Origin of the sequence: Methylocystis heyeri (assembly GCF_004802635.2) — a bacterium.
In the GTDB taxonomy this organism is placed as follows: Bacteria; Pseudomonadota; Alphaproteobacteria; order Rhizobiales; family Beijerinckiaceae; genus Methylocystis; species Methylocystis heyeri.
Genome location: NZ_CP046052.1, coordinates 1,733,442 through 1,755,795 on the forward strand (window position 1 = coordinate 1,733,442; position 22,354 = coordinate 1,755,795).

Genomic DNA, 22,354 nt, shown 5'->3' on the forward strand with positions numbered 1-22,354 from the left:
GGAGCCGGCAGTGTCACACCCCACCGACTATAAAGTCGCTCCCAAAAGCTTTGCGCGTCTCGCAGCAGACGCCGAGTCCTTGCGGAAATTACTCGGGGCTGACCATCGCCCCGAGTTCAAGGTGTGGCAAGCAATTGAGTTCTTAGAAAGAACGGAGTTACCCAACAAAGGCGTTTTGACGGTTCACACATTTAATGCTCCGCTTGGCTACGCGCCCGCTAGAGTGAAATACAAACCTCTGCGTCTCTTCATTGATCGAGATGTGAAGGAAGCAGCGCTTCTTGGTTTCCCGTTCGAAAAATACGTTGTCGCCCATGAAATAGCCCACATAGTAGAGCACGATAACACTGCGAAAGCTTTTTCTTCCAGCGAAGCCGAACGCCTCAAGGCTTGGCCAAAAGAAGAGTTAGCTGAATGGCAGGCAGACACCTTCGCTGATAACCTACTAGTGCCATGGAAATATTTGTTTTCTTTTCGTTTCGATATTAACGCCATCGCGTCCGCCTGCAACGTCGAGCGGAAAGTGGTGGAACGCCAGATCGCCGCATTGAAGGCTGAGAAGCGATATGTTTGTCAGGAGTGCCCGAAATGCGGCTGCTTTACGCTGGCGCGCAAAGGTAATGCGCTAAAATGTGAAACTTGCGGAAATGAGTTGGATACCCCTAACGCTGGAGGAGTTCGATGAAGCAGCCAGGACTTGATGATCGCCATAGAGACAAAGACGGTCAAATCCATCGCAAAAGAAGTGATACTCTTGTCGGTACGCTAAGGAAGATTTACGGTGAAGGGTTTGCAAAAGACTTTAGGTCTGATGCTCAACTCAAAACGGTCCTTAAAAAAGAGCAGGTATCGTCTCTCGACGAATTGCTGAAGAACAAACCTTAGATTAGGCGCGAGCTGATCAAGCCGAAGAGCGGATGAAGGGCTATGTCGGCGAAGCCTGCCCCGAATGCGCGAATTTTACCCTGGTGCGCAACGGGACGTGCCTGAAGTGCGAGACCTGCGGCAGCACGACGGGGTGTAATTGAGGGGGCAAGCGTGCGGCCAAGCAAGACGTCTGATTGCTTGGCTTATCGAACTGCGGGACAAGGGGATCGGGCCGACGCTCGATCCCGAGACATACGAGGCGACCGCGGGCGGGAGGGCATAAGACGTCAAGTCATCTAAATACCTTAAGTCCTAGCGCCTTGTAGATCCGAGTTGATTGTGCAAACAACATCAAGACATCAGCTCTCCCGAGGGGTCGACGATGCGATACAGCGTTTCTAATCTGACACAACTGCCGAAGCGCTAAACAGAAAAACTCCTTATTTCCAAAAATAGCTCCGAACGCGTCACTCCAGTTGTTTTTTTGTGCAATAATGCTCTCCAAATGCGAGAAGTCAGCGTAATGTATTAGTCCATAAACGGACCGCCCGTCTTGGCGATCCTTCGCCTGAAGAGCTTGCCATTCGTCCCGGAGCTTAGGTGGAACACGCCTCTTGACCCAAGCATCACCATCCAGCGCAGATAGTTTTGCTTCGATAGCATACCGTAAAGATAGCTCTAAGTTAGTAAGCACCTCGTTGTGTCGGGGATCCAATACAGCACCCGGATCGCCATCTTCTATTGCGACAGGCAGAGGAGCGACAGCGAATTCAAATTGAAATCCGGCCGCGCATATTACATCGCCGTATTCCTCGCGGGGAAAAGCAATCAGCCCTGGATGCAATCCGGCTTCGACGGCCGCAGCATCGCGGGCTTCCGCATCCGCGCTTTCGTCCGCTTCGATCCCAAAACCGAGTTCCTCTCGGAATAATTCAGCGACCGGTTCATCAAAAGGCTGACTATAATGCGCGGCATCGCTAATGCGGGCCAAGCGGGCGAATCCAGTGACCGAAATCCCCAGCGCCCCCTCCAGTGCCCAAGGTCGGTTGAAAGCTCCCAATTTTCCGGCAATCCTACTCTCCCATAAACTTCTCCCCGTTTCGGCTGAAAAGGGCGCAATTGCAAGGGAGGCTGCGCGGGAGTATTTCGATAACGCCTCTACTTCTGGACAAATATAGGTTCCAAATTGCTTGGCCGACGTCGATAGCCGCTCCATTTCCTTCAGATGAGCAGACGCAAGATTTGATATGTTCGCGAACCTCTCTACTTCTGGGATAACAGGGGCTTGGAATTGCTTAGCAAATGCCGATAAGCGATCCATTTCTTTAAGATGTGCAGACGCAATATCCGCCATCTTCGTCAGCCCCTCTAATTCTGGCATAACAGGGGGGCTGAATTGCTTCACCAGCGCCGATAAGCGTTCTATTTCATTGAGATGGGTAGAGTTCATAGAACCTAGCAGTGGATTGATCGCTGACTTGTTAATCAGTCGGAGCGAGTCACTGCCGTCTAAAGGTGAGCCGATTTTTGGGATAACGTCGTCGGACATCTGCACCGCGCTGGTCGGAATGGCGAAGCCAGATAACCATGGCTGCGCACGATGGCAACAAAGTACCTCTCGGTGAAATGTTGCTTCTCTTCACACCTTCGCCTCCCTACACCCCCGTCAAACACACCAGCTTAACCTCCGGCCGGGAGGCGATGAGCAGCGTCGTCTGGCGGAAATGCAATTTTCCGCGCAACGGATGGGTAAAACAGCGTTCTCCGCCTTCGCGGCCGAGCACATCCTGATCGCGCCAAAGCGAAGCAAACAGCGCGCTTTGATCCGAGAGGCGGTCGACCAGCGCGCCCATCGCCGGATCATTGGGGCGGCGGTTGAAATCGGCGCGAAACTCAGCCGCAAGACGCCGCGCGCGCTCGGCCCAATCGCCGATGAGGCGCGGGGCGAGCGGCGAAAGAAACACGAAAGCGAGCAGGTTGCGCTCGGATGAAGCCTCATCGAGCCAGCCGGTGAAGAGATCGGCGGCGGCCCCATTCCAGGCCCGCGCCGTCCAGACCGCGTCGAGCAGATAGGCCGGCCCGGCAAATTGTGCAGGCAGCTCCAGCAATTCTGCGGGCAGATCGGGCAGGGCCGCAGCCGGGGCGCTGGGATCGCGTTTTCCCGCAAGATCGAACAGCGAGGCCCGTTCCGCCGGGGTGAGGCTCAACGCCTTCGCTATGCGCGACAGCGCCGCGACGGAGGCGTTCACCTCCCTGCCTTGTTCGAGCCAGGTGACCCAGGTCACGCTGATCCCGGCTGCTTCGGCCAGTTCCTCCCGCCGCATTCCGGGCGTGCGGCGACGCGTTGCAGCCCCGGCCGGGGGCGACATGCGCTCACGATGGGCGCGAAGAAAAGCGCCGAGCAGGCGCCAGCGGTCGGTTCTCTCCATGGCGCTTATTATACCAGGATAATCGCTCATCTTTTACCGGTAGAAATTCCGGCCATCATGGCGGGAGAAACCCTTTTCACGGAGCCGATCATGACCCGCCAAAGCCAGACCGAAGTCGTCGCCAGCCAATTCGGACCGCGCGCAGAGGCCTATCTCGCCAGCGCCGTTCACGCCTCCGGCCAGGACCTCGATTCTTTGGAGCAGCGCGTCGGGCCGCGCCCGGAGGCGATCGCGCTCGACATGGGTTGCGGCGGCGGCCATGTGAGTTTTCGGCTGGCCCCTTTGGTGAAGAAAGTCGTCGCCTATGACCTCTCCCCCGACATGCTGGCGACTGTGACGGAGGAAGCCCTGCGTCGCGGGCTGCAGAACATCGTGACCAAACAGGGCGCGGCGGAAGACCTGCCCTGCCCTTCGGAATCATTCGATGTAGCCGCGACCCGCTTTTCCGCCCATCATTGGCGCGATCTGCCCGCCGGCCTCGTGCAGATGCACCGCGTGTTGAAACCCGGCGGCATGGCGATCTTCATCGACACCATCGCGCCCGAAGACCCGCTGCTCGACACCTGGTTGCAAGCCCTCGAATTGCTGCGCGACCCCTCCCATGTGCGCAATCCCTCGCTTGACGACTGGCGCGCCATGCTGGCGAAGGCGGGATTTTTCGTGGAGGAGACGACACAATTTCGCATCCGCCTGGAGTTTGCCTCCTGGGTCTCGCGCATGAACACGCCGGCGGTTCATGTCGAGGCGATACGCTCGCTGCAACGGCGCGCGCCGGCGGAGGTGGTGGATTATTTTGTCATCGAGGCGGATGGCAGTTTTGAGCTGGACACAGCAATGATCGTGGCGATGAAGGAATAATATGGTTTTGAGGGAATCGCGCCGCCTTCATCCTGAGGCGCTTTTGCAGACCGCAAAGAGCCTCGAAGGATGTTTTAGGAACCGCGGCGGCCCGCCCTTCGAGACGCCCGCTCCGCGGGCTCCTCAGGGCGGGGGAGTTGGTTTCCCGACCCCGCCTTTCGCCCACAACGTCATCGCGAGGAGCGCAAGCGACGAAGCAGTCCAGAACCATGTTAATCCCCCTGGATCGCCACCCGCTTCGCTTTTCGCTCGCGGTCGCGATGACTGCGAGCCCAATGGAAACCCGCATGAAAAAAACCTTCGCTCTTCTTTTCTTGTTCTCCATGCCGCATGCGGCGGAAGCCCGCGAGCTCTGCACCGTCTTCGCCGACGCCGAGACGGGAAAGGTCTTCTTCAAGCGCGGCGAACATTGCGACCAGCGCGTCACGCCGGCCTCGTCGTTCAAGATCGCGATCAGCCTGATGGGCTTTGATTCAGGATTTCTGAAAGACGAGCATTCGCCCAGACTCCCCTTCAAGCAAGGCTATCCCGATTGGAGGCCGAGCTGGCGCGAGGCGACCGACCCGGCGAAATGGATGAAAGAATCCGTCGTGTGGTTCTCCCAGCAAATCACGCAAGCTCTGGGGCCGGAGCGGTTCGCAAAATATGTGAGGGATTTTGGCTACGGCAATGAGGACGCCTCGGGCGACGCCGGCAAGGATAACGGCCTGACCCGGGCCTGGCTCAGCTCCTCGCTGAAAATCTCTCCGCTGGAGCAGATCGCCTTCCTTGAAAAAATCGTCAATCGCCGGCTTCCTGTGAGCGCTTCGGCCTATGAGATGACCGGCAAAATCACGCTCATCGACGCGCCTCCCGCCGGATGGGAATTGCATGGCAAGACAGGATCGGGCGCTCCTGTCTTGCCCGGCGGCGCGCAGGATGAGGCTCACTTCTATGGCTGGTTCGTCGGCTGGGGGATTAAAGGCCAACGCAAAATTGTGTTCGCGCGCCTCACTCAGGATGAAAAACGAGAGGCGGAATCTTCGGGTTTGCGCGCACGCGACGGCTTGCTGAAGGAACTCCCGTCCATATTAAACAGCCAATCCGACTGACGGCCGGACCGTCTTTGCGAGGAGCGCAGCGACGCGGCGATCCAGGGTCGTATCGATCGTCATGGATCGCCGCTCGCTCCGCCTTTGGCTCGCGGTCGCGATGATGTCGCTAATAAATGCACAACTTGTATTATTTAATGTTTTACATTATGTTTTTCGCGTAGACCAATTTTTAGGGAGGAGATTTCCCATGCGCGGTTTCCGTCCTCTTGCGCTCGCTTTTTTGGCGTCCTTCGCCGCCGCAGGTTGCAGTCCGGTTTCCGCCGCCCTGCATGATCCCCAGACACTGCCGGCCCTGCCGCAGGACCCGCGCATCCATTACCAACCCGGCGCCGCGCCTTACGCGACGGCGGTGGCTGCGCTCCTGCCGCAAGCGGCGGCAACCATCGAGGCCGTGCAAGGGCGGCCATTCGGCAAGCCCTTCACCGTCACGGTCTTCGCCGACGACGACGCCTATGCCGCGGCCAACGGACTTGGAACACCCAAGGCGCGCGGCGTCACCTTCTTCGATCGCGTGACGCTCTCGCCCGCCCTCTGGCGCGAGGACTCCGCATACCTCGAGGCCGACCTGACGCATGAGCTTTCACATGAGCACTTGCACAGCAATCTCAGCGCAGCTGACTATTTCGCCATTCCGGTCTGGTTCGTCGAAGGACTGGCGGTGATGGCCTCCGGGGGCGGCGGCGCGCAGCGCGTCTCGACGCGGGAGGCCGAGCGCGCCATTGCGCAGGGCCGTTTCATCGACACTCCGGACGAAGCCAATGTTTTCGCCAATTTCAGCCTCGCTCCGCCGCGCGGCTCCGAGAAAGACGAGAATGTCGCGCGCATGCATCTGGCTTACAGACAGGCCAGCCTCTTCGTCGTCTTTCTTCGCGAGGAAAAGCCCGAGGCGTTCAAAGCCTTAATGAACCGATTGTTCGAGGGCGAGCGCTTCAGACAGGCCTTCGACGCGAGCTACGCCGAAAGCCTCGCCGCCGCGCGCGCCCGCTTCATAGCCAAAACGATCGCCGGGACCGGCGCGCCTGGGAGCAGCCCAAAAGGCGGCCTCCCGGCGCCGGCTACCCCGATTTGATGTTTGCGTGACCAACCGCCGCGCAAATTCTCACTTGCGAAAGAGCGCCGAACGGCTAGCCTGAACGAGCAGCGAAGAGGCGAGGGATTTTTCCGCCCGCGAAAGTTTGTTGGCGATTCATGACTTTTTCCACTGTCGCCCAACTGCGCCGTCGGGTTGGCTTGCCGGGTTCGCAAGCGAAGATTCTGGAGGCCCAAATATGCATCTCTTCCTACGCAAGCTTTTCGCCGAATTTCTGGGAACCTTTTGGCTCGTCTTCGGCGGCTGCGGCAGCGCGCTGATCTCTGCGGGCTTTCCACAGCTCGGCATCGGCTTCACGGGCGTTTCGCTCGCCTTCGGCCTCACCGTGCTGACCGGAGCCTACGCCTTCGGTCCCGTTTCGGGCGGCCACTTCAATCCGGCTGTGTCTCTGGGCCTTGCGACGGCCGGCCGCTTCTCCTGGAAAGAGCTCGGACCCTATTGGCTGGTCCAGCTTCTCGGCGCGACAGCCGCGGCCTTCGTTCTGCTCAAGATCTGCGAGGGCAATATCGATTTTTCGCTCGCCAACGGCTTCGCGGCCAATGGCTATGACGAGCACTCTCCCAACGGTTATGCCCTGCAATCCGCCTTTCTGGTGGAGGTCGTGCTGACGGCCTTCTTCCTGCTGGTCATTCTCGGGGCCACGGAAAGCCGGGCGGCGGCCGGATTCGCTCCCATCGCCATCGGACTCGCCCTGACGCTGATCCATCTCGTGGATATTCCGGTCACCAACGCCTCCGTCAATCCGGCGCGCTCGACCAGCCAGGCGCTGTTCGTCGGCGGCTGGGCGCTGCAACAGCTGTGGCTGTTCTGGGCCGCTCCGCTGCTCGGCGGTCTGCTCGGCGGGCTCATCCATCGCTTCGCGCTGGCCGATAAGGACTGATACGAAACCCGCTCGATTAGAACGGCAGTTCGTATTCTTGGCCGCAAAAATCTATGCCGATCGGCGATTTTTGCGGCGGTCGCTTCTGCGGATCAGGAAGCGATCTCGCGGAATCCGTGTGATGTGCGCATTACCGCGCAGGGTTAGCGAACGCCTCCGTCCCAACCGGGTCGGAGGCGAAATCGTTTTCGGAGGCGATTGCCAAACTGCACAAAAAAATGCACCTTCGCGGCCCGCTTCAGAGCGCATTTTTCGAAAAAGTCAGCGGACTTTTTCGATCAGACGCTCCGCGTCTTCATGTGACGCTAAGGCCAGGAGGTTTCGTCGATGGCGGCGCGCTCGATAATGACAAGAACAATGCGGTCCGCTCTCGCCGCCCTCGCTCTCTTCGCCGCCGCACCCGGTGCGGCGCTCGCCGCCGGCTGGCATTATTACGATCCCGAATGCCCGATCTCGCTCGGCGGAAAGTCGATGAAATTCGTGGCGATGCAGCCGAAGCGAAACATCGACCGGGTCTGCGATGCGCTCGGAGACGTCGGCTCCACCGTCATCGCACTGGACGCGCCAGATCCCGAGCTACGCGAGATGCTCTGGGACATTCGCGTGCTGCGGGACAGCGGCCGCCCGGACGGGGAGGAAAATATCGAAGCGGATACGGTGTTCAAACTGCCGCCGGAAAAGTACCGCAACGGCATGGTGAACTTCGACTATAGCTTTGCCGCCGCTGATAAATATATTTTGCTCGTGAGGGTGAAGAGCGACGACGGCGCCAGGGAATATGTCGGTCGCCATCATTTCACCGTGGGCCTGCTCGACAACGCCGATCTATACGCTTATGCAGGCTTCGGACTTTTTGTGGCCGCAGTCGGCGGCGGCTTCGCCTATGTCAAGCTTCGCAAGCGAAAGAGCGCCGCGTCGGCTTGAGCTTGAAACGGCGCCCGGAAACCGCCGCGCGGTTTCCGGGGCCTGAACTGTCGGGTCTTAGCCCAGGCTCATCGTGATCTGATGGATGACGACGAGGAAGAAAACGGCAATGCCGACGACGACGGCGACGCCTTTGGCGAGTTCCACAGGAGAATGGGCAGCCTTCATGTGAGTTCCCCCAATTTATTGCAGCGGTCTTGGTTGTTAGCCGCAGGGAAATGCTGCCCCTTCGAAGAGTAACGTGCAATAAAGCTCGGCTGCGTCACTATTACGCGCCACAGTAAATCATTGTTATACAATGCACTTCTAAGCAACTCCCGCCCGCAGCAAAATGCCGCGCCCAAGTAATTTTGAGATTCTTGTCAATAAAGACAGCGCCGCTTTATTTAAATATAAGACGCATCCCATGAGATTTTTCGACAAGAAACCGGCGAGAATCCAATCTCTCCAATGACTTTCGCGCAGCCGTCCCGGACGGCGCACCCCCCCGACGATCGCAGACGCGGGACAGCCCTATGAATTCGCGCCATTTTTCGAAGAAGAAGCGCTCGATCGCGGCCGTTTCGGCACGTTCTGTAGCGGGTTCGGTTCAAACGCAGTCGAACGCGCTCCAAATCTCATTGCCGGAGCATGTTCTTTTCCAAAACCCGCTTCGCACTTTTTGGGAACATGCTCTAATAGCAGATATAGACCCAGCCGCCCTTGCGGAAATCCCAGTTCCAGCAGGCGCCCCAGCCCCAATAGGTATAGGCGCCCAGTTCGGGATGCCACACCAGGCGGTCATGCGGCCGGCAGTCTGCAACGCGCCGGCGTCCGTGACGGCAACCCGCGTCGGCCTGGGTCGCAACGCCGAGCGCGCCGGCGAATGCAAGGAGAACGGCGAACCTGCGCAACATTTTGGAATCCTCGAACCGACCAAGGCCAACATATCTTCCGGGCATTCGATTGGGAACCGGAGGGGGCGGCGGGACGACGGCCAATGGCGCCTCGAGCCCGTCGTGGTAAAAATAGCACAGTCACGGAAATAGTCCCCGCCGCCGCCCCCGGGCGCCGAGGGGTTCGTTGACACGCCGGCAGGTCTGAATCATCGTCTTTCTGTTTTGCACGCGACGAATCGGCAGTTGTTATAACCCGGCGAATCGGCAGTCCGCAAAATATTCACAGCAGGGAAGCGGGAATGTATCAGCGTGGCGGATCTCTTTTAATTCTCGCCGGCTTCGCCGCGCTGTTTTGCCAGCCGGCAGCGGCCGCCGACCTGCCTTCGGTCAAAGCGCCGCCCTCCGCCCCGCCTGCAGCCTTCACCTGGACCGGCCTCTACATCGGCGCCGATTTCGGCTACACATGGTCCCCGAGCCGATCGATCAACGCCGTCTCCGCGAATATCTACGACAAGTCGTTCGCGGGCTGGGGAGCTGCCTCGGCCCTCAGCGCATCGGGGGTCGTCAATTCCAATCTCGACGGGTTCTTCACCGGCGGCGGCATAGGCTATAATTGGCAGTTCGCCGACCGCTGGGTCGCGCGGATCGAGGCCGATCTGCAAGGCTACGGCGTGCGCGGCGGCGGCGGCCTCGCCAATTATGTTCCAGCCCCAACTCCCGCCTTTTTTGCGGTCACCGGAGCCAAGCTCAACCGCAATCTCGAATATTTTGGAACAGTGCGCGGCGCCCTGGGTTATACGGTGCTGCCCAACCTGCTGGTCTACGCGACAGGCGGCCTCGCCTATGGCGGAATCAACGAGAGCGCCACTTTCGGGCAGAATCTCGTCCCCTCGCTGTTCCCCTCCGACACAGCCAAAGGCGCCTCGTTCGAAAACCGCGCCGGCTGGACCGCGGGCGTCGGCGTCGAATATGCGCTCACGCGAAACCTGAGCGCGAAGCTCGAATATCTTTATTACGACCTCGGCTCCATGGGGCTGACCAACGCCAACATCAGTCCGATTTCGTTCCAGGGCGCGCTGATGGGAGCCCAGCGCGTCGCCGACGCCACCTCGGTTTCGACAAGGTTCGACGGCCATGTGGTGCGCGCCGGCCTGAATTATCGCTTCGACTGGAGCGAGCCTCAAACCGCGGGCTCCGGCGCGACGCCGCTGCTGGCGGAGCCCAAATTCGCTGCGGCTCCAGCGCCCGCGTTTGGCGACTGGAATGTTCTTCTGACCCAATATACCTGGGCCATGGGCCTCAACGGGAACGTGACCGCGAAAGGCCAAACCCTGGGAGTCGATTATTCGTTCATCGACTTCCTGGACAAAGTCAGCACCTTTCCGCTCGCCTTTTCCGGCCGGATCGACGCCAGCAACGGACCGGTCAGCTTTTACGGCGATCTGATCTGGATGCAGATGCGAACCTCCGGTTCCTCGACGCAATTGCGCTCGCCTTTCGCGGAAATCGGCGTCGCCGCCAACGCCGACACTCGTACGAAGTTGACGCTGGCGATCGCCGAAGTCGGCGCCGGCTATGAGGTTGCGCGCTGGAAATTCTTCGGCGCGCCGAATTCCTTCACCGCATTGGACGCCTATGCCGGCCTGCGCTACTGGTTCTTGAACACGAATATGCGGCTCGACATCGTCGGCGCCGCCAACGCCCAGCTTCTCGGCCTCGATCAATTGGGCGCCTGGGCGATCGCCAAATCCGGCGATATCCAGTGGATCGACCCTGTGATCGGCGGACGTCTGCGCCATGAATTCGCGCCCGGCGAGCAGTTCCAATTGCGCGGCGACATCGGCGGCTTCGGCGCCGGCAGCAAATTCAGCTGGCAAGTCTACGGCGGCTATAGCCATGATTTCGAGTTCTGCGGCCTGAAGCTCACCAGCTCGATCGGCTATCGCGCCCTCAGCGTCGACTATTCGCAAACGATCAAGGGCCAGCCGAGCGGCTTGAACGCTATTCTGCATGGCCCGGTGACCAGCATCAGCCTGCGACTCTGATTTTAAACTCCGCTCGACCGGAGCGGCGTTTTGAAGTCCGTGCCGCAGAAAGCCACGATCTTGCGGCGAAGCGGATAACCCGCTTCTCGACGCCGTCGCGAGGGCGCGATCCAGGGCCTGCGAAACCGAACGCGCAGAGGCCCGCCGCCTGCTGCGCCTCACCAATCGGCTTGCACGCGCATCAGCACAGTGTTGGGATGCGCGCCGTTGAGATAGGCGCGATCCCAGGGCGCGGTGAGATGAAGCACCCGCGTCCAGTTCATCATCACGCGGAAACCCGGATCGGGATACCAGTTCAGGCCGAGGGTGAAGTCCTGCTCGCGCCCCCCCAGCACGCCGGAATTTCCGATCATCTTCTGTAAAGCCGGATTGCCCTGTGCGAAGGCAAGGACGTTGGCGAAATAAGAGCCGGCGTAAGCGCCGTTGTCGAGGTTGATCGCGCTTGTCCTCGCAGCGAGTTCCCACGCGCCCCAACCGCCGGCGCTCAGCGGATTGTTGATCTTGATCTGGCCGAAGGTCGCGGGATTGAGGCCGTCGACCTGATAGGCGGCGGCGCGCGATTCCCCCGTCAGATACCAGGTCCCGTAGACATAATAGCCGTTGAAATCGACTCTCGAGCCCCCGGGCGCGTAATTTCCCGCCGCATTGGCGGTGAGGATGGCCAGATTGTCGCGGTCGAAGCGCGCGCCGAGATATTCGGCCTGCAACGACGCCGGCCCGTAGGAGGCCACGAACTCCGCGCCGAACAACCGCGCATCCCGAACGCATTTCCCTGCGACCGCGGGGTTGCCGTAAAACGAAACCGCTCCGCAGGAGAGATCCGGCGCGCCGAGCAGATTCTCGTTTAATATATTGCTTTCGGTTTTCACGCCGACGCCTGGAGAAAGCAGGCCGTCGTTGGCGGCGGTCGAGTCGTTGGGCCGATGGAAGCGCCCGCTGACCCCGAAATGCAGCAGGCGGCGGTCGTCCATAATCGGCGCATAGGTCGCCCTGCCGGCGATGTCGACATATTGCCCGCCGCCGGTCGCGACCCAATTGGCGGTTTCCGGAACTCCGAAGACAACCGGCGTCCCATCGGCGGGAGCGAGAGAGCTTTCGACCGTGCTCGTCGTGAAGACGCCGACCTTGATGCTCCAATTGGCACCGTGAGTGAGCGCGGCAAAGCCGATGTGATGCAGGGGGCCTGAAAACAGCAGCGCCCGCTCGAGAAAGTCGGTGGTGTTTTTCGACTGCGTCCATTCCAGGCCTTGCGGCTCGAAGAACTGGCCGACCTGCAAAACCAGCGGATTGAGATAACGCCAGGCGATATAGGCGTCGCGGATGCCACCGACGACGCCGACCTTGGTCGTGTTGCCGGCGGTGAAGTCATATTGGAATTTGTAGTTCCAATATTCGAGCGCCTTGCCTTCGACCTCGAGTCTCGCCTGGCGGAAATTCGCCACGCTGCTGTATCCCTGTTCCGGCATGGTCGAGCCGCCGCCATCGACCAGAATGCGTCCTCCGATCTTGAAGCTGTTGGCGTGATCCGGCGTCTCGATCATCAACCCGCGCGAGAGGTTGACCAGCAGCGGCAGGGGTGCGGGAGCGACAGTCGTCCCGGCAGCGCTCTTTGCCGGCGCCTCGCTTTGCGACGCGGGCTCTGACGGACGACGGACGAGCCGCGCCGGGGCGGGCTTCTTGCCTGCGCTTTTGGTCCGCAGGGCGTCGAGTTCGGCTTTTAGCGCGCGCGTTTCCGCCTCATTGGCGTCGAGGCGCGCCTTCAATAGCCTGACGGTTTCGGCAAGGTCTTCGGCATGAACCGCCGGCGGCGAAATTGCGCCCAGCGCGCAGGCCGCCCCCCCGATCAGAAATGCTTGCGATAAATTACGACGCGCCATCAGAGCTCCAATTCCGCCCTGCGCGCCGCCTTTCCAACCGCGCTTCGCCGGCGCCCCAGAACGATTCCATGAAAGGCATTTTAATCATTTATTTAGGATAAATCGAGGACCGCGCGCGGGCGCCGCTTCGCCCCAGCGGCATGAAAATCATGTGAATGACGGTGAAAAAAGGCTAAGGTGGAGCAAGCGCCGGCGAGAAAAACCAGATCATCAGAGCTCAGGCGCATTCCATCGCAGGAAGTCCATCGCCTTTTAAGGCGGCGCGCTTGGGGGGAGGATCGTCTTGAACGCCGAGAGTTACCGTTATTTCCTGTCATACAGCGGAGTGAAGCTGCCACTGAAACTTCTGTCCCCCCTGAATCCGGAAGAACTCGAAAACCGGAACACCTATTTTCGGGCTCTCTACGACTCGTCCGACCGGATCGTTTGCTGCGAAAAGCTCGTTTATGGCGAGGTCGAGCTCGAGCATCGTTACGAATACGGACCCGGCGGCGCGCTGGCCCGGGCGCAGATCCGCATGGGGGACGACGACCCCACCGAAATTCTGTTCGACGAAAACGGCTCACAGCTGAAGGCTTGAGAGATTTCCGGCGTCGCATGGCCTTCACATTCATCCACGCAGCCGATCTTCACATCGACAGTCCGCTCGCCGGCCTCGGCGTCAAGGACCGCTCCATCGCCGCCCTGTTCGCCCGGGCGGGACGGCGGGCGGTCGAGGCGCTGATCGACGAAACCATCGCCGCCAAAGCTTCCTTCCTGCTCGTCTGCGGCGATATTTTCGACGGGGATTGGAAAGACGCGACGACGGGACTTTTCTTCATTCGCCAGCTCGGGCGGCTGGAGCAGGCGGGAATCGCCACATTCATCGTGAACGGCAATCACGACGCCGCCAGCCTGATGTCGAGATCCCTGCCCTATCCGGAAAGCGCCAAAGTTTTTTCCGCGCGGGCGGCGCAATCGCATCGAATCGAAGAACTGCGCGTCTGCCTGCACGGCCGTAGCTTTCCGGAAAGGCTGGTCGCGAAGGATTTCCTCTCTTCCTATCCGCCGCGCCATGAAGGCTATTTCAATATCGGGCTCCTGCACACAGCGCTCGATGGGGCCCGCGGACATGAATCCTATGCGCCCTGCACGGTCGAGGATCTCGCGCGCTTCGGCTACGATTATTGGGCTCTCGGCCATGTCCATGCGGCCGAGGAGGTTTGTCGCGATCCGTGGGTCGTCTATCCGGGAAATATCCAGGGCCGCAACGTGCGCGAGACGGGCGCCAAGGGCGCCATGCGCGTCACCGTTTCCGACGGCCGCGTGGTCGAAGCGCAGCGCATTGCGCTCGACGCGGCGCGCTGGGCAAGCGCCAGCGTCGATGTCGCCGGCTGCGAAGACGAGGCGGAAATTTCAGCGCGCATGGAGGCGCAGCTCGCCATGGAATATTCAGGCGCCGAAGGGCGTCCGCTCGCGGCGCGTCTGACGCTGCGGGGAGAAACTCCGCTTCACGCGCGGCTGGTCGCGCGCAGGGAGGAGCTCGAGGAGGAAGCGCGCGCCATCGCTTTTCGCATTTCGGGCGAGCTTTGGGTCGAGCGGCTCAAGCTCGACACCCGCCCGCGAGCGGCCCCGCGCTGCGCCGATCCGGAAGGCGATGCTCTCGATGTCGAAGCGCTCATCGCCGCCGCTTCGGAAGACCCGGAATTTTCGGCAGTTCTCGCTGAACTTACGGCGCAGATCGCAGAAAAACTGCCGCCCGCCTTACGCGAAGGCGCGCCGCGAAACCCCGAAGGATTGGCGCAACTCGCCCTGGAGGCGCGCGACCGGCTGCTCGGCGAATTGCGTTCGGGAAGCGGCGAGCCATGAGATTCGAACGACTGCTTCTGGAGCGCTACGGCCCCTTCACCGATCGCGCGCTCGAGTTGCGGCCGCAGGCGCGGCTTCATGTCGTGGTGGGCGCCAACGAAGCCGGCAAGACCTCCACCCTCAACGCCATCGGCGATTTTCTGTTCGGCTTCGGCCACACCACCGCCTATGATTTCCTGCACGACAAAACTTCGTTGCGCATCGGCGCGCAGTTGCGTCTCGCGGATGGGTCACAGCTTGCGCTGCGACGGCGCAAAGGCGCCAAAAACACGCTGCTGGACGAGAACGACGGTCCGCTCGCCGCCGATCCGCTGGCGCCTTTGCTCGGTTCGGTCACGCGCGAGATTTTCTTTTCCGAATTCGGTCTGACCTCGGAGTCGCTGCGCGCGGGCGGGCGGGAGCTTCTGCGCGCAGGCGGGCGTCTCGCCGAAACGCTCGCCGCCTCCTCGGCGCAGCTCTCGGCGCTGGCGCAGCTGCGCGCGCGGCTTTCCGCCGAGGCGGAGGAACTCTTCGGTCCGCGCCGCTCCCGCAAGCCGTTCTATGACGCCTACGACCAATACAAGGACGCCGAGACGCATCTGCGCGACGCGATCGTCACCGCCGAGGCGCTCGAGGCCTCACGGCGCGCCGTCGATGAAGCCAAAGAGAAACGCGGGACTCTCACGGCGGAACATGAACGCATAGGCCGGGAGCTGGCGCTCCTGCACCGCAGCCAGCGCACCCGCCCCAAGCTGTCGCGCATCGCAATCCTTCGCGAACAGCTCGCAGGCCTCGCCGACCTGCCGGAAATCGAGGCCGAGACCCTCTCCCGGTGGCGCAGGGCGCAGGACGAGGCGACGCAGATCGAGAAGGACCTCGCGCAGGTGCAGGCGGAAGACGCCGCGGCGGGCGCCGAGGCCGCCGCGCTCGACGTCGACGAGACTCTGCTGGAACAAGGCGAGCACATAGAAAGATTGCGGCAGGATCTCGGCGCCGTGCTCAAGCACGAAGAAGACCTGCCGAAGCGGCTCGCCGAGGCGCGCGGCGCACGCGAAGACCTGCGCAAAGCCGCGGCGGAGCTCGGCCTCGCCGACGAGGAGCAACTGCTGGGCAGCCAGCCGACCGCCCCGCAACTGGCGCTGGTGCGCGAACTCGTCGGCCAGCGCGTCGCCGCCGAACGCGCGCTGTGCGAAGCCGAAGCGGCGCGGGGCCTCGCGCGGCGCGAACTCGAGGAACTCGAATCCGAGGTCGCCGGTCTCGAGGCGGCGACCGATCCGGCGCCGCTATCACAGCGGTTGAGCGTTTTCGCCGACATTCCCGCCGACGCCGACCGGCTGCGGCGAAGCGAGGCGGCCCTGGCGCATGAGCGGAGAACGCTCGAAGAGGAAGCGGACCGCCTGGACCCGCCCGGAGGCGACCCGCAGCAACTCGCCCGGCGCATATTGCCGGACGCGCTCCAGATCGAGGCCTCCCGGCGGCTTTTCGCGCAGCTCGACGAAGAGGAAAAACAGGCTGCGGCGCGCGCCGGGGATCTCGCTGCTTCATTGCAGCGGATAGAAGAAGAGATCGCGCAGCTCTCCCTCGCCGGCGCGATGGCGACGCGCGAGGAACTCGGCGAAGAGCGCCGGCGCCGCGACGAGCTTTTTCAGAGACTCGGGCTCGCGCTCGATAAAAACGAATCCACGCGGCGTGAATGTTTTTCCGCCGTAGGCGAAGCCATTCGCTCGGTCGACGCCGCGGCGGACATTCTTCTGGCCGACGCGGATCGCTCCGCCCGTTATGAATCCGCGCGCGAAAGGCGCGGGCGCCAGCTGCTGGAGAACAAGTCGGCGCAGGCCGCGCGAGAAGAGGTCGCGAGGCGCCGGGAGGAGGCGCTGCAATCCTGGGCGGAACTCTGGGCGCCGAGCGGCGTGAGCCCCAAGCCTCCCCGGAATATGGCGCGCTGGCTGGAGCGCGTCGAAGACATGCTGAAGCGCCGCGCCGACATAGAACAGCGTGCGCATGAAAACGAGGCCTTGAGGCAAAAGTTGGAGAGCTGCGCCAGCGGGCTCAGGCGGCTTTTGAACGACATGACCGGGGACGGCGACGACCCTTCGCCCGTCGAAGCGCTCTACCGGCTGGCGCGCGCGGCGCTCGACCGGCGGCAAGCGGCATGGAGCGAAACCCGCGCCAGCGTCGCTGTGCGGGACAAGGCGCGCAAAACCGCGGAGAAAGCGGAGCGCGATCTCGCGGGGGCCACGGCCGAAGCCGCAAACGTAAGGCAAGCCTGGCCAGCCGCCCTCGCGCCAGTCGGCCTCGACGGCGCGGCGACGCCGAAGCAGGCGGAGGCCGCCCTCGCCATATGGCAGAGCGTGCCGGCCCGGAAGGACAGGCTGAGCGATCTCGATCATCGCATCCACGCCATGCAGCGGGACATCGCCGCTTTCGAGCAAAAGACCGCGGCGCTGGTCGAGCGGGCCGCGCCCGATCTGCGCGGCCGCCCGCGGCGCGATGCGCTCGATATTCTCTACTTCAAACTCGGCGATGCGCGACGCGCGCGCGACAAGCGCGAAGATCTGCGCACGGCCGCCCGGCGCAGGGACAGCAAACGCGCCGAGTTGCTGCAGCATAGCGCCACGGCGCAGCGCGTCGTCGGAGAGGCTCGCGCCGCCCTGGCTCTGGAAGAGAACGCCGCGCTGACGCCTTGTTTCGTGCGCCTGGAAAGCCGCTTTTCCCTGCGCGACGAACTCGATCGCGCCCTGCGCGACCTTTGCGAGAGCGCCGACGGCCTGGAGGAGGCCGCACTACGCGACGAACAGGCCAATGTTGAATTCGGCATGCTGGACGGCGCCATCGAGCGTCAGAAGATCGACGCGCGGCAAACCCTGGACGACCTCCAGCGCGCCGCCGCCGCGCAGCACGAGGCCGAAAAGGCTCTCGAAACCCTCTCGGCCGGCCGCGATGCGGCGGGAGCCGCCCTGGAAAGGGCGGAAGCGGGCGTCCGGCTCGGCGAAATCGCCACCCGCTGGCTGGTGCGCGCCGCTGCGGCTCGCCTCGCCGCCCAAACCATCGAGCGTCATCGCGCCGCCGTGCAGAACCCGCTGCTGAAACGGGCCTCGGAACTCTTCTCGATCGCAACGGACCGGGCCTATGCTTCGCTCGGCGCCGATTTCGACGAGAACGACGCCCCGTCGCTCATAGGCATACGGGAGAACGGCGCCCGCGTGCCGGTGTCGGGCATGAGCGAGGGCGCGCGCGACCAGCTCTTTCTCTCCTTGCGCCTCGCTTTGCTGGAGCTGCGGGCCGCCGAGCCGCTGCCCTTTATCGGCGACGATCTGCTGGCGAGCTTCGACGAGCGGAGAACCGCATGCGCACTGGGCCTTCTGGCCGAATTCGGCCGCAAGCGGCAGGCGATCCTCTTCACTCATCATCGCCATGTCGCGGAGATCGCGCAGCGGCTCCCCGGCGCCGATATCGACGTGGTCGAATTTTAGCCTTCGTCCAGCTCTAGCCCGGGGTGTCCGAGCGAAGAAAGGGTTGAGTCATGTCGCCCGGATTTCTGCGCCACCTTCAGGAAAACTGGCCGGGCGCGCTCGCGATGTTGGGCCTGGCGCTCTACCTTCCCATCGCGCTGGCGACCGGCGTTTTCTACACCAACCAGCGCTGGATCAGGCGCGGTGAATCGCCCCGCGAATATTGGGGCTGGATTGCGCATTTTACGGCCTTGCTGCTGGCTGTCTCAGCAGCGATAGTCGGCTCCTATCTGCTGAAACCATGAGCCCGACCGGCGCCATATATTCCGGACATCGAACCGGTTCCGGGCGCGGGACGCATAACGCTTCGCTCTATCGCCGCGAATCCGCTACAATGCGGCGCTTCCGCGCGGCGGCGGAGCTGAATCGAGATGAAATCGCCACCGATCGAGTGGGCGCACAACCTAGCCACATCACGACAGGATTGGCTTAAAGGAGAACAGCCGCATGACCGCCAACAAGATCGACGCCCTTCTGGCGCTGCGCAGCGAAGGGCGGCTCTTGGTTGGGCGAGACCGCATCAAGCTGCTCGAGGCGGTCGCCGAACACGGCAGCATCACCAAGGCCGCCAAAATCGCGGGCTTCAGCTACAAGACCGCCTGGGACGCCGTGGACGCCATCAACAATCTGCTGCCGAGCCCGGCCTTCGTGACCAAGGCCGGGGGCCGCAGCGGCGGCGGCGCCATGGTCACGGAGGAAGGCAGGCGTCTCATCGAAACCTTCCACCGGCTGGAGGAGCGCATGTCGCGCATCTCCTCGCTGATCGCTCAGGAAGGCCTCGCCGGCCACGACGAATTCGCGCTCTGGAGCCTCGGCATCAAAATCTCCACCCGCAACGTCTTCCAGACCGAGGTCGTCTCGGTGCGGCGCTGGCCGGTCGACGTCGAGGTGACGCTGAAAATCTCCGGTGAGATCGTCATCCACGCCATCGTGACCAATGAGGCGACCGAGGAATTGGAGCTCGTCCCCGGCCGCCGCGCGCTCGCGCTGGTGAAATCTTCTTTCGTGAGCCTCGAACCCTTCGACCCCGAGAAACCCGCCGGCCGCAACCGGTTCAAGGGAGTTGTGCGGCGGCGCATCGACGCCGAGCGCAATTGCGAGGTGCTGCTCGACATCGGCGGCGGCAAGACCATGACCGCCGTCATCGCGCGCCAGACCGCCGAAGACATGCAACTTTCCGAAGGCGTGGAGGCGGTGGCGAGCTTCAGCCCCGCCAATGTGATCCTCGCGGTCGACTGATCCGCGGGGCGGCGACCCGGCGTCGCCGGTCCGACGCAACGCTATGTAAAAAAGTTACATTTTTACCACAGCGGACGCCAAATTCGTCCGATAGGCTTAAATTTCAACATTTTCTGCTCGTTGCGCAGGCGCCCGTTCATTGACAGGCCGTCTGGGGGCGTCTTTACTTATCGTTATGTATTACGGAGATACGACGATGAGGCGGAAGGCGCAGCGTCTTCACACCCCCAGCCGCAGATCAGTCTTGCTCGGCGCTCTCGCCGCCTCGGCCGCCTTCACTCGCCCCGCCGGCGCGCAAACGGCCACATTGCAGGTCGTGACCAGCTTTCCAGAGGAATTGACGATCCGCTACGAGGAGGAGTTCGAAAAGCTCCACCCGGACGCGCATATCCAATTCGTCTGGAAGCAAACGCGCGACGCCCTCGATTATCTCGTCAAGCCGGACCAGAGCGGCGCCGATGTCTATTGGGCGCCCTCCCCCAATAATTTCTTCATGCTGCGCGAGCGCTCGGCGTTTCGCAAAATCGCGGTGGACCGCGCTGCGCTGCCCGGGAAACTGCAGGATCTGCAGCTCTCCGATCCGGACGGCTATTTCGAGGCCTACGACGTCGCAGGCTACGGGATCGTGACGAATCCGGCCCTGCTGAAGCAGCGCGGGCTCGACGCGCCCCGAAGCTGGCGCGATCTCGCCTCGCCAGCCTACAGCGGCCAGATCGTCATGCCGAACGCCGCCAAGGTGGGCTTTTCTCCGGCCCTCTACGACATCGTTCTGCAATCGGAAGGCTGGGACAAGGGCTGGGCGCTGCTCAGCGAAATCGCCGCCAATGCGCAACTGCTCGACGCCGGCCATTTGCCGACCCGGGACGTCACCGACGGCCGCGCGCCGCTCGGTCTCTCTATAGACTTCTTCGCCTCGCAGGCCCGCGCGAACGGGCTCGCCGTCGATTTCGTCTATCCGGCGAAAACCGCCTTTCTGCCCGCCCATGTGGCGATCACGGCCTCGACCAAACGCCCCGATCTCGCCAAAGCTTTCGTGGATTTCCTGCTGTCCAACCAGGGCCAGAGGCTGATGATGGAGAATGGCAGCTCGCGCCATCCCGCCCGGCCAGACGCCTACGTCGACAAGCCCGCCGCGCTGGTGGATCCCTTTACGCTGCCGAAAGGCGCCATCGCCGCCTATGATCTCGAGATAGGGAGGCGCAGGCCGGGACTGGTCGTCAGCCTGTTTGATATTTTAATTACAGAGCGGCGCGAGAAAACCGCCGCCCTGTGGCGAGAGCTTCATGCGGCGGAGCTGAAGCACTCCGGCGAGGCGACGCCTCCGGCCCTGGCCGAAGCGCGTCGTCTCGCCGGTTTTGTTCCGGTTTCCGCACGAGACGCGGCCAATCCGTCATTCCTCGAAAGCTACGCCGCGCGGGACAAGATCGATCCCGCGATTACGCAGAAATGGCGCTCGGAAATCGACGCCGCTCACGCCAAGGCGAAGGAGCTTCTGGCGGGAGCCGCGCTGTGAGAAGGCTTCTCGCCGTTGGCGCGCTGATCGTTCTGACCGGGGCCGGGAGATTTGAAAATCCGATCCTGAGCGGCGAGGCCTTCAACCAACCTTTCGCGACCCTGGGCGGCGCGCAAATCGAGACCTTCCACAAGGGAAGCGGCGTCTTCCGCCAGGCCTGGGTCATCGGTCCGTCGCAGGATCATCCGGACTTCGAAGGGTTGGGGCCGCTATATAATCGGCTGTCCTGCATAGCCTGCCACGCCAGGAACGGGCGCGGCGCGGCGCCTGAGGATGCGGGCGGAGTCGCCCGGTCTATGGTGCTGCGGCTCTCCGTTCCGGGCGCCGACGCTCATGGCGGTCCTGCCCCCCATCCCGCCTATGGCGGCCAGCTCAACCCGGAAGGCGTACCCGGCGTCCCCGGAGAAGGCCGCGCGGTTCTGTCCTACGCGTTTTTCGAGACTGCGCTCGCGGACGGAACGGCCGTCCCGATGCGCCGCCCGCGGGTCGCGGTCACCGATCTCGCCTACGGGCCTCTGGGCGCTTCGGCGATGACCTCGCTGCGCAACGCCCCGCCCGTTTTCGGCTTGGGCCTTCTGGAGGCCGTGCCCGAGAAACAGATTGTCGAAGGGACGAAAAACGGGGGCAAGGCCAATTACGTTTTCGACGTCGCGTCCGGCGCCGTGAAGCTCGGGCGATTCGGCCTCAAGGCCAATCAGCCCAGCCTGGAACAACAGATCGCCGGGGCTTTCGCCGAGGATATCGGGATCAGCTCGAGCCTCTTTCCGGGAGCGACCTGCACCGGGGCTGAAACCGCCTGCCTCGCGGCCGCAAAAAACGACCGCAATATCGAGCTTTCCAGAGCGCAACTCGACGCGGTTCTTCTCTACATCCGGGCGCTGGCCCCTCCCGCGCGGCGCGGCGCGGAGGACGCTGGCGTGAGACAGGGCGAAGCGCTCTTTGCGGCCAGCGGCTGCTCCGCTTGTCATCGCGAAAGCTTCACGCTCGCCGCCCTTTCGTCGCTGCCCGGGGTGGAGGGCGAAGAAATTCATCCCTACACCGACCTGCTGCTGCACGACATGGGCGAAGATCTCGCCGACGGCCGCCCCGACTTCCTCGCCGGCCCGCGCGAGTGGCGCACGCCGCCGCTGTGGGGCCTCGGCCTCGCCGGAAAGTTCGGCGACGGCGGCGACTATCTGCACGACGGCCGCGCCCGCAGCCTCACGGAGGCCATCCTCTGGCACGGGGGCGAGGCACAGGCGGCGGCAAGCGCCTTTCGCAAGCTCTCCAGCGGCGAACGCGAGGCGCTGCTCGCCTTTCTCAATTCACTCTGAAACTGCAC

At 62.5% G+C, this 22,354-nt stretch carries 19 protein-coding genes; 15 read left to right on the forward strand and 4 right to left on the reverse strand.

Annotation, left to right across the window (positions count from 1 at the left end):
- The first annotated feature begins 10 nt into the window (after nt 1-10).
- Both H2LOC_RS07810 and H2LOC_RS07815 read left to right on the forward strand, forming a co-directional pair.
- Nucleotides 11-685, forward strand: coding sequence for an ImmA/IrrE family metallo-endopeptidase (locus tag H2LOC_RS07810; RefSeq protein WP_136495885.1), 675 nt, complete (start codon nt 11-13; stop codon nt 683-685).
- Nucleotides 682-885, forward strand: coding sequence for a hypothetical protein (locus H2LOC_RS07815; protein WP_136495886.1), 204 nt, complete (start codon nt 682-684; stop codon nt 883-885). Before H2LOC_RS07810 ends, H2LOC_RS07815 begins: the two co-directional genes overlap by 4 nt.
- A 274-nt stretch (nt 886-1,159) precedes the next feature.
- Here the strand turns inward: H2LOC_RS07815 and H2LOC_RS07820 are convergent, their stop codons facing one another.
- Together H2LOC_RS07820 and H2LOC_RS07825 are read right to left on the reverse strand one after the other, a co-directional pair.
- A complete protein-coding gene (locus H2LOC_RS07820; RefSeq protein ID WP_136495887.1) occupies nt 1,160-2,416 on the reverse strand; it encodes a Swt1 family HEPN domain-containing protein in 1,257 nt (418 codons plus the stop codon).
- Nucleotides 2,417-2,522: 106 nt separating this feature from the next.
- Nucleotides 2,523-3,326 carry a helix-turn-helix domain-containing protein gene (locus H2LOC_RS07825; protein WP_136495888.1) on the reverse strand — a complete coding sequence of 268 codons (804 nt, stop codon included), beginning with the start codon at nt 3,324-3,326 and terminating at the stop codon, nt 2,523-2,525.
- Nucleotides 3,327-3,386: 60 nt separating this feature from the next.
- Here H2LOC_RS07825 and H2LOC_RS07830 point away from each other — a divergent pair, with 60 nt between their 5' ends.
- The 5 genes from H2LOC_RS07830 (at nt 3,387) to H2LOC_RS07850 (ending at nt 8,142) form a co-directional block, all read left to right on the forward strand.
- A complete protein-coding gene (locus H2LOC_RS07830; protein WP_136495889.1) occupies nt 3,387-4,154 on the forward strand; it encodes a class I SAM-dependent methyltransferase in 768 nt (255 codons plus the stop codon).
- Between the two features lie 275 nt (nt 4,155-4,429).
- Nucleotides 4,430-5,245, forward strand: a complete 816-nt coding sequence (blaOXA, locus tag H2LOC_RS07835) for a class D beta-lactamase (RefSeq protein ID WP_136497031.1) — start codon at nt 4,430-4,432, stop codon at nt 5,243-5,245.
- 190 nt (nt 5,246-5,435) lie between these two features.
- Nucleotides 5,436-6,317 carry a gluzincin family metallopeptidase gene (locus tag H2LOC_RS07840; protein WP_136495890.1) on the forward strand — a complete coding sequence of 294 codons (882 nt, stop codon included), beginning with the start codon at nt 5,436-5,438 and terminating at the stop codon, nt 6,315-6,317.
- 199 nt (nt 6,318-6,516) lie between these two features.
- A complete protein-coding gene (aqpZ, locus tag H2LOC_RS07845; protein WP_136495891.1) occupies nt 6,517-7,218 on the forward strand; it encodes an aquaporin Z in 702 nt (233 codons plus the stop codon).
- Nucleotides 7,219-7,575: 357 nt separating this feature from the next.
- Nucleotides 7,576-8,142 carry a hypothetical protein gene (locus H2LOC_RS07850; RefSeq protein ID WP_246207067.1) on the forward strand — a complete coding sequence of 189 codons (567 nt, stop codon included), beginning with the start codon at nt 7,576-7,578 and terminating at the stop codon, nt 8,140-8,142.
- Between the two features lie 674 nt (nt 8,143-8,816).
- Here H2LOC_RS07850 and H2LOC_RS07855 read toward each other — a convergent pair.
- Complete coding sequence (locus H2LOC_RS07855) at nt 8,817-9,038, reverse strand: hypothetical protein (protein WP_136495893.1); 222 nt, start codon at nt 9,036-9,038, stop codon at nt 8,817-8,819.
- Nucleotides 9,039-9,319: 281 nt separating this feature from the next.
- On the opposite strand from H2LOC_RS07855, the gene H2LOC_RS07860 reads away from it, so the two are divergent.
- A complete protein-coding gene (locus H2LOC_RS07860) occupies nt 9,320-11,065 on the forward strand; it encodes an outer membrane protein (protein WP_136495894.1) in 1,746 nt (581 codons plus the stop codon).
- A 158-nt stretch (nt 11,066-11,223) separates the two neighbouring features.
- Here the strand turns inward: H2LOC_RS07860 and H2LOC_RS07865 are convergent, their stop codons facing one another.
- Complete coding sequence (locus tag H2LOC_RS07865; RefSeq protein WP_136495895.1) at nt 11,224-12,942, reverse strand: OprO/OprP family phosphate-selective porin; 1,719 nt, start codon at nt 12,940-12,942, stop codon at nt 11,224-11,226.
- Nucleotides 12,943-13,225: 283 nt separating this feature from the next.
- On the opposite strand from H2LOC_RS07865, the gene H2LOC_RS07870 reads away from it, so the two are divergent.
- The 7 genes from H2LOC_RS07870 to H2LOC_RS07900 all read left to right on the forward strand — a co-directional run bounded on the left by H2LOC_RS07870 (nt 13,226) and on the right by H2LOC_RS07900 (nt 22,346).
- A complete protein-coding gene (locus tag H2LOC_RS07870) occupies nt 13,226-13,522 on the forward strand; it encodes a DUF6156 family protein (protein ID WP_343040077.1) in 297 nt (98 codons plus the stop codon).
- Nucleotides 13,523-13,539: 17 nt separating this feature from the next.
- Nucleotides 13,540-14,790: a metallophosphoesterase family protein gene (locus H2LOC_RS07875; RefSeq protein ID WP_136495897.1), complete on the forward strand. Its 1,251-nt coding sequence runs from the start codon at nt 13,540-13,542 to the stop codon at nt 14,788-14,790.
- Nucleotides 14,787-18,242, forward strand: a complete 3,456-nt coding sequence (locus tag H2LOC_RS07880; RefSeq protein ID WP_136495898.1) for an ATP-binding protein — start codon at nt 14,787-14,789, stop codon at nt 18,240-18,242. The genes H2LOC_RS07875 and H2LOC_RS07880 overlap by 4 nt, the downstream gene beginning before the upstream one ends.
- Nucleotides 18,243-18,292: 50 nt before the next feature.
- Nucleotides 18,293-18,526, forward strand: coding sequence for a hypothetical protein (locus H2LOC_RS07885; protein WP_136495899.1), 234 nt, complete (start codon nt 18,293-18,295; stop codon nt 18,524-18,526).
- A 202-nt stretch (nt 18,527-18,728) separates the two neighbouring features.
- Nucleotides 18,729-19,520: a TOBE domain-containing protein gene (locus H2LOC_RS07890; protein ID WP_136495900.1), complete on the forward strand. Its 792-nt coding sequence runs from the start codon at nt 18,729-18,731 to the stop codon at nt 19,518-19,520.
- A gap of 196 nt (nt 19,521-19,716) precedes the next feature.
- Complete coding sequence (locus H2LOC_RS07895; protein WP_136495901.1) at nt 19,717-21,033, forward strand: ABC transporter substrate-binding protein; 1,317 nt, start codon at nt 19,717-19,719, stop codon at nt 21,031-21,033.
- Nucleotides 21,030-22,346 carry a di-heme oxidoreductase family protein gene (locus tag H2LOC_RS07900; RefSeq protein WP_246207069.1) on the forward strand — a complete coding sequence of 439 codons (1,317 nt, stop codon included), beginning with the start codon at nt 21,030-21,032 and terminating at the stop codon, nt 22,344-22,346. Before H2LOC_RS07895 ends, H2LOC_RS07900 begins: the two co-directional genes overlap by 4 nt.
- Nucleotides 22,347-22,354 lie beyond the last annotated feature (8 nt).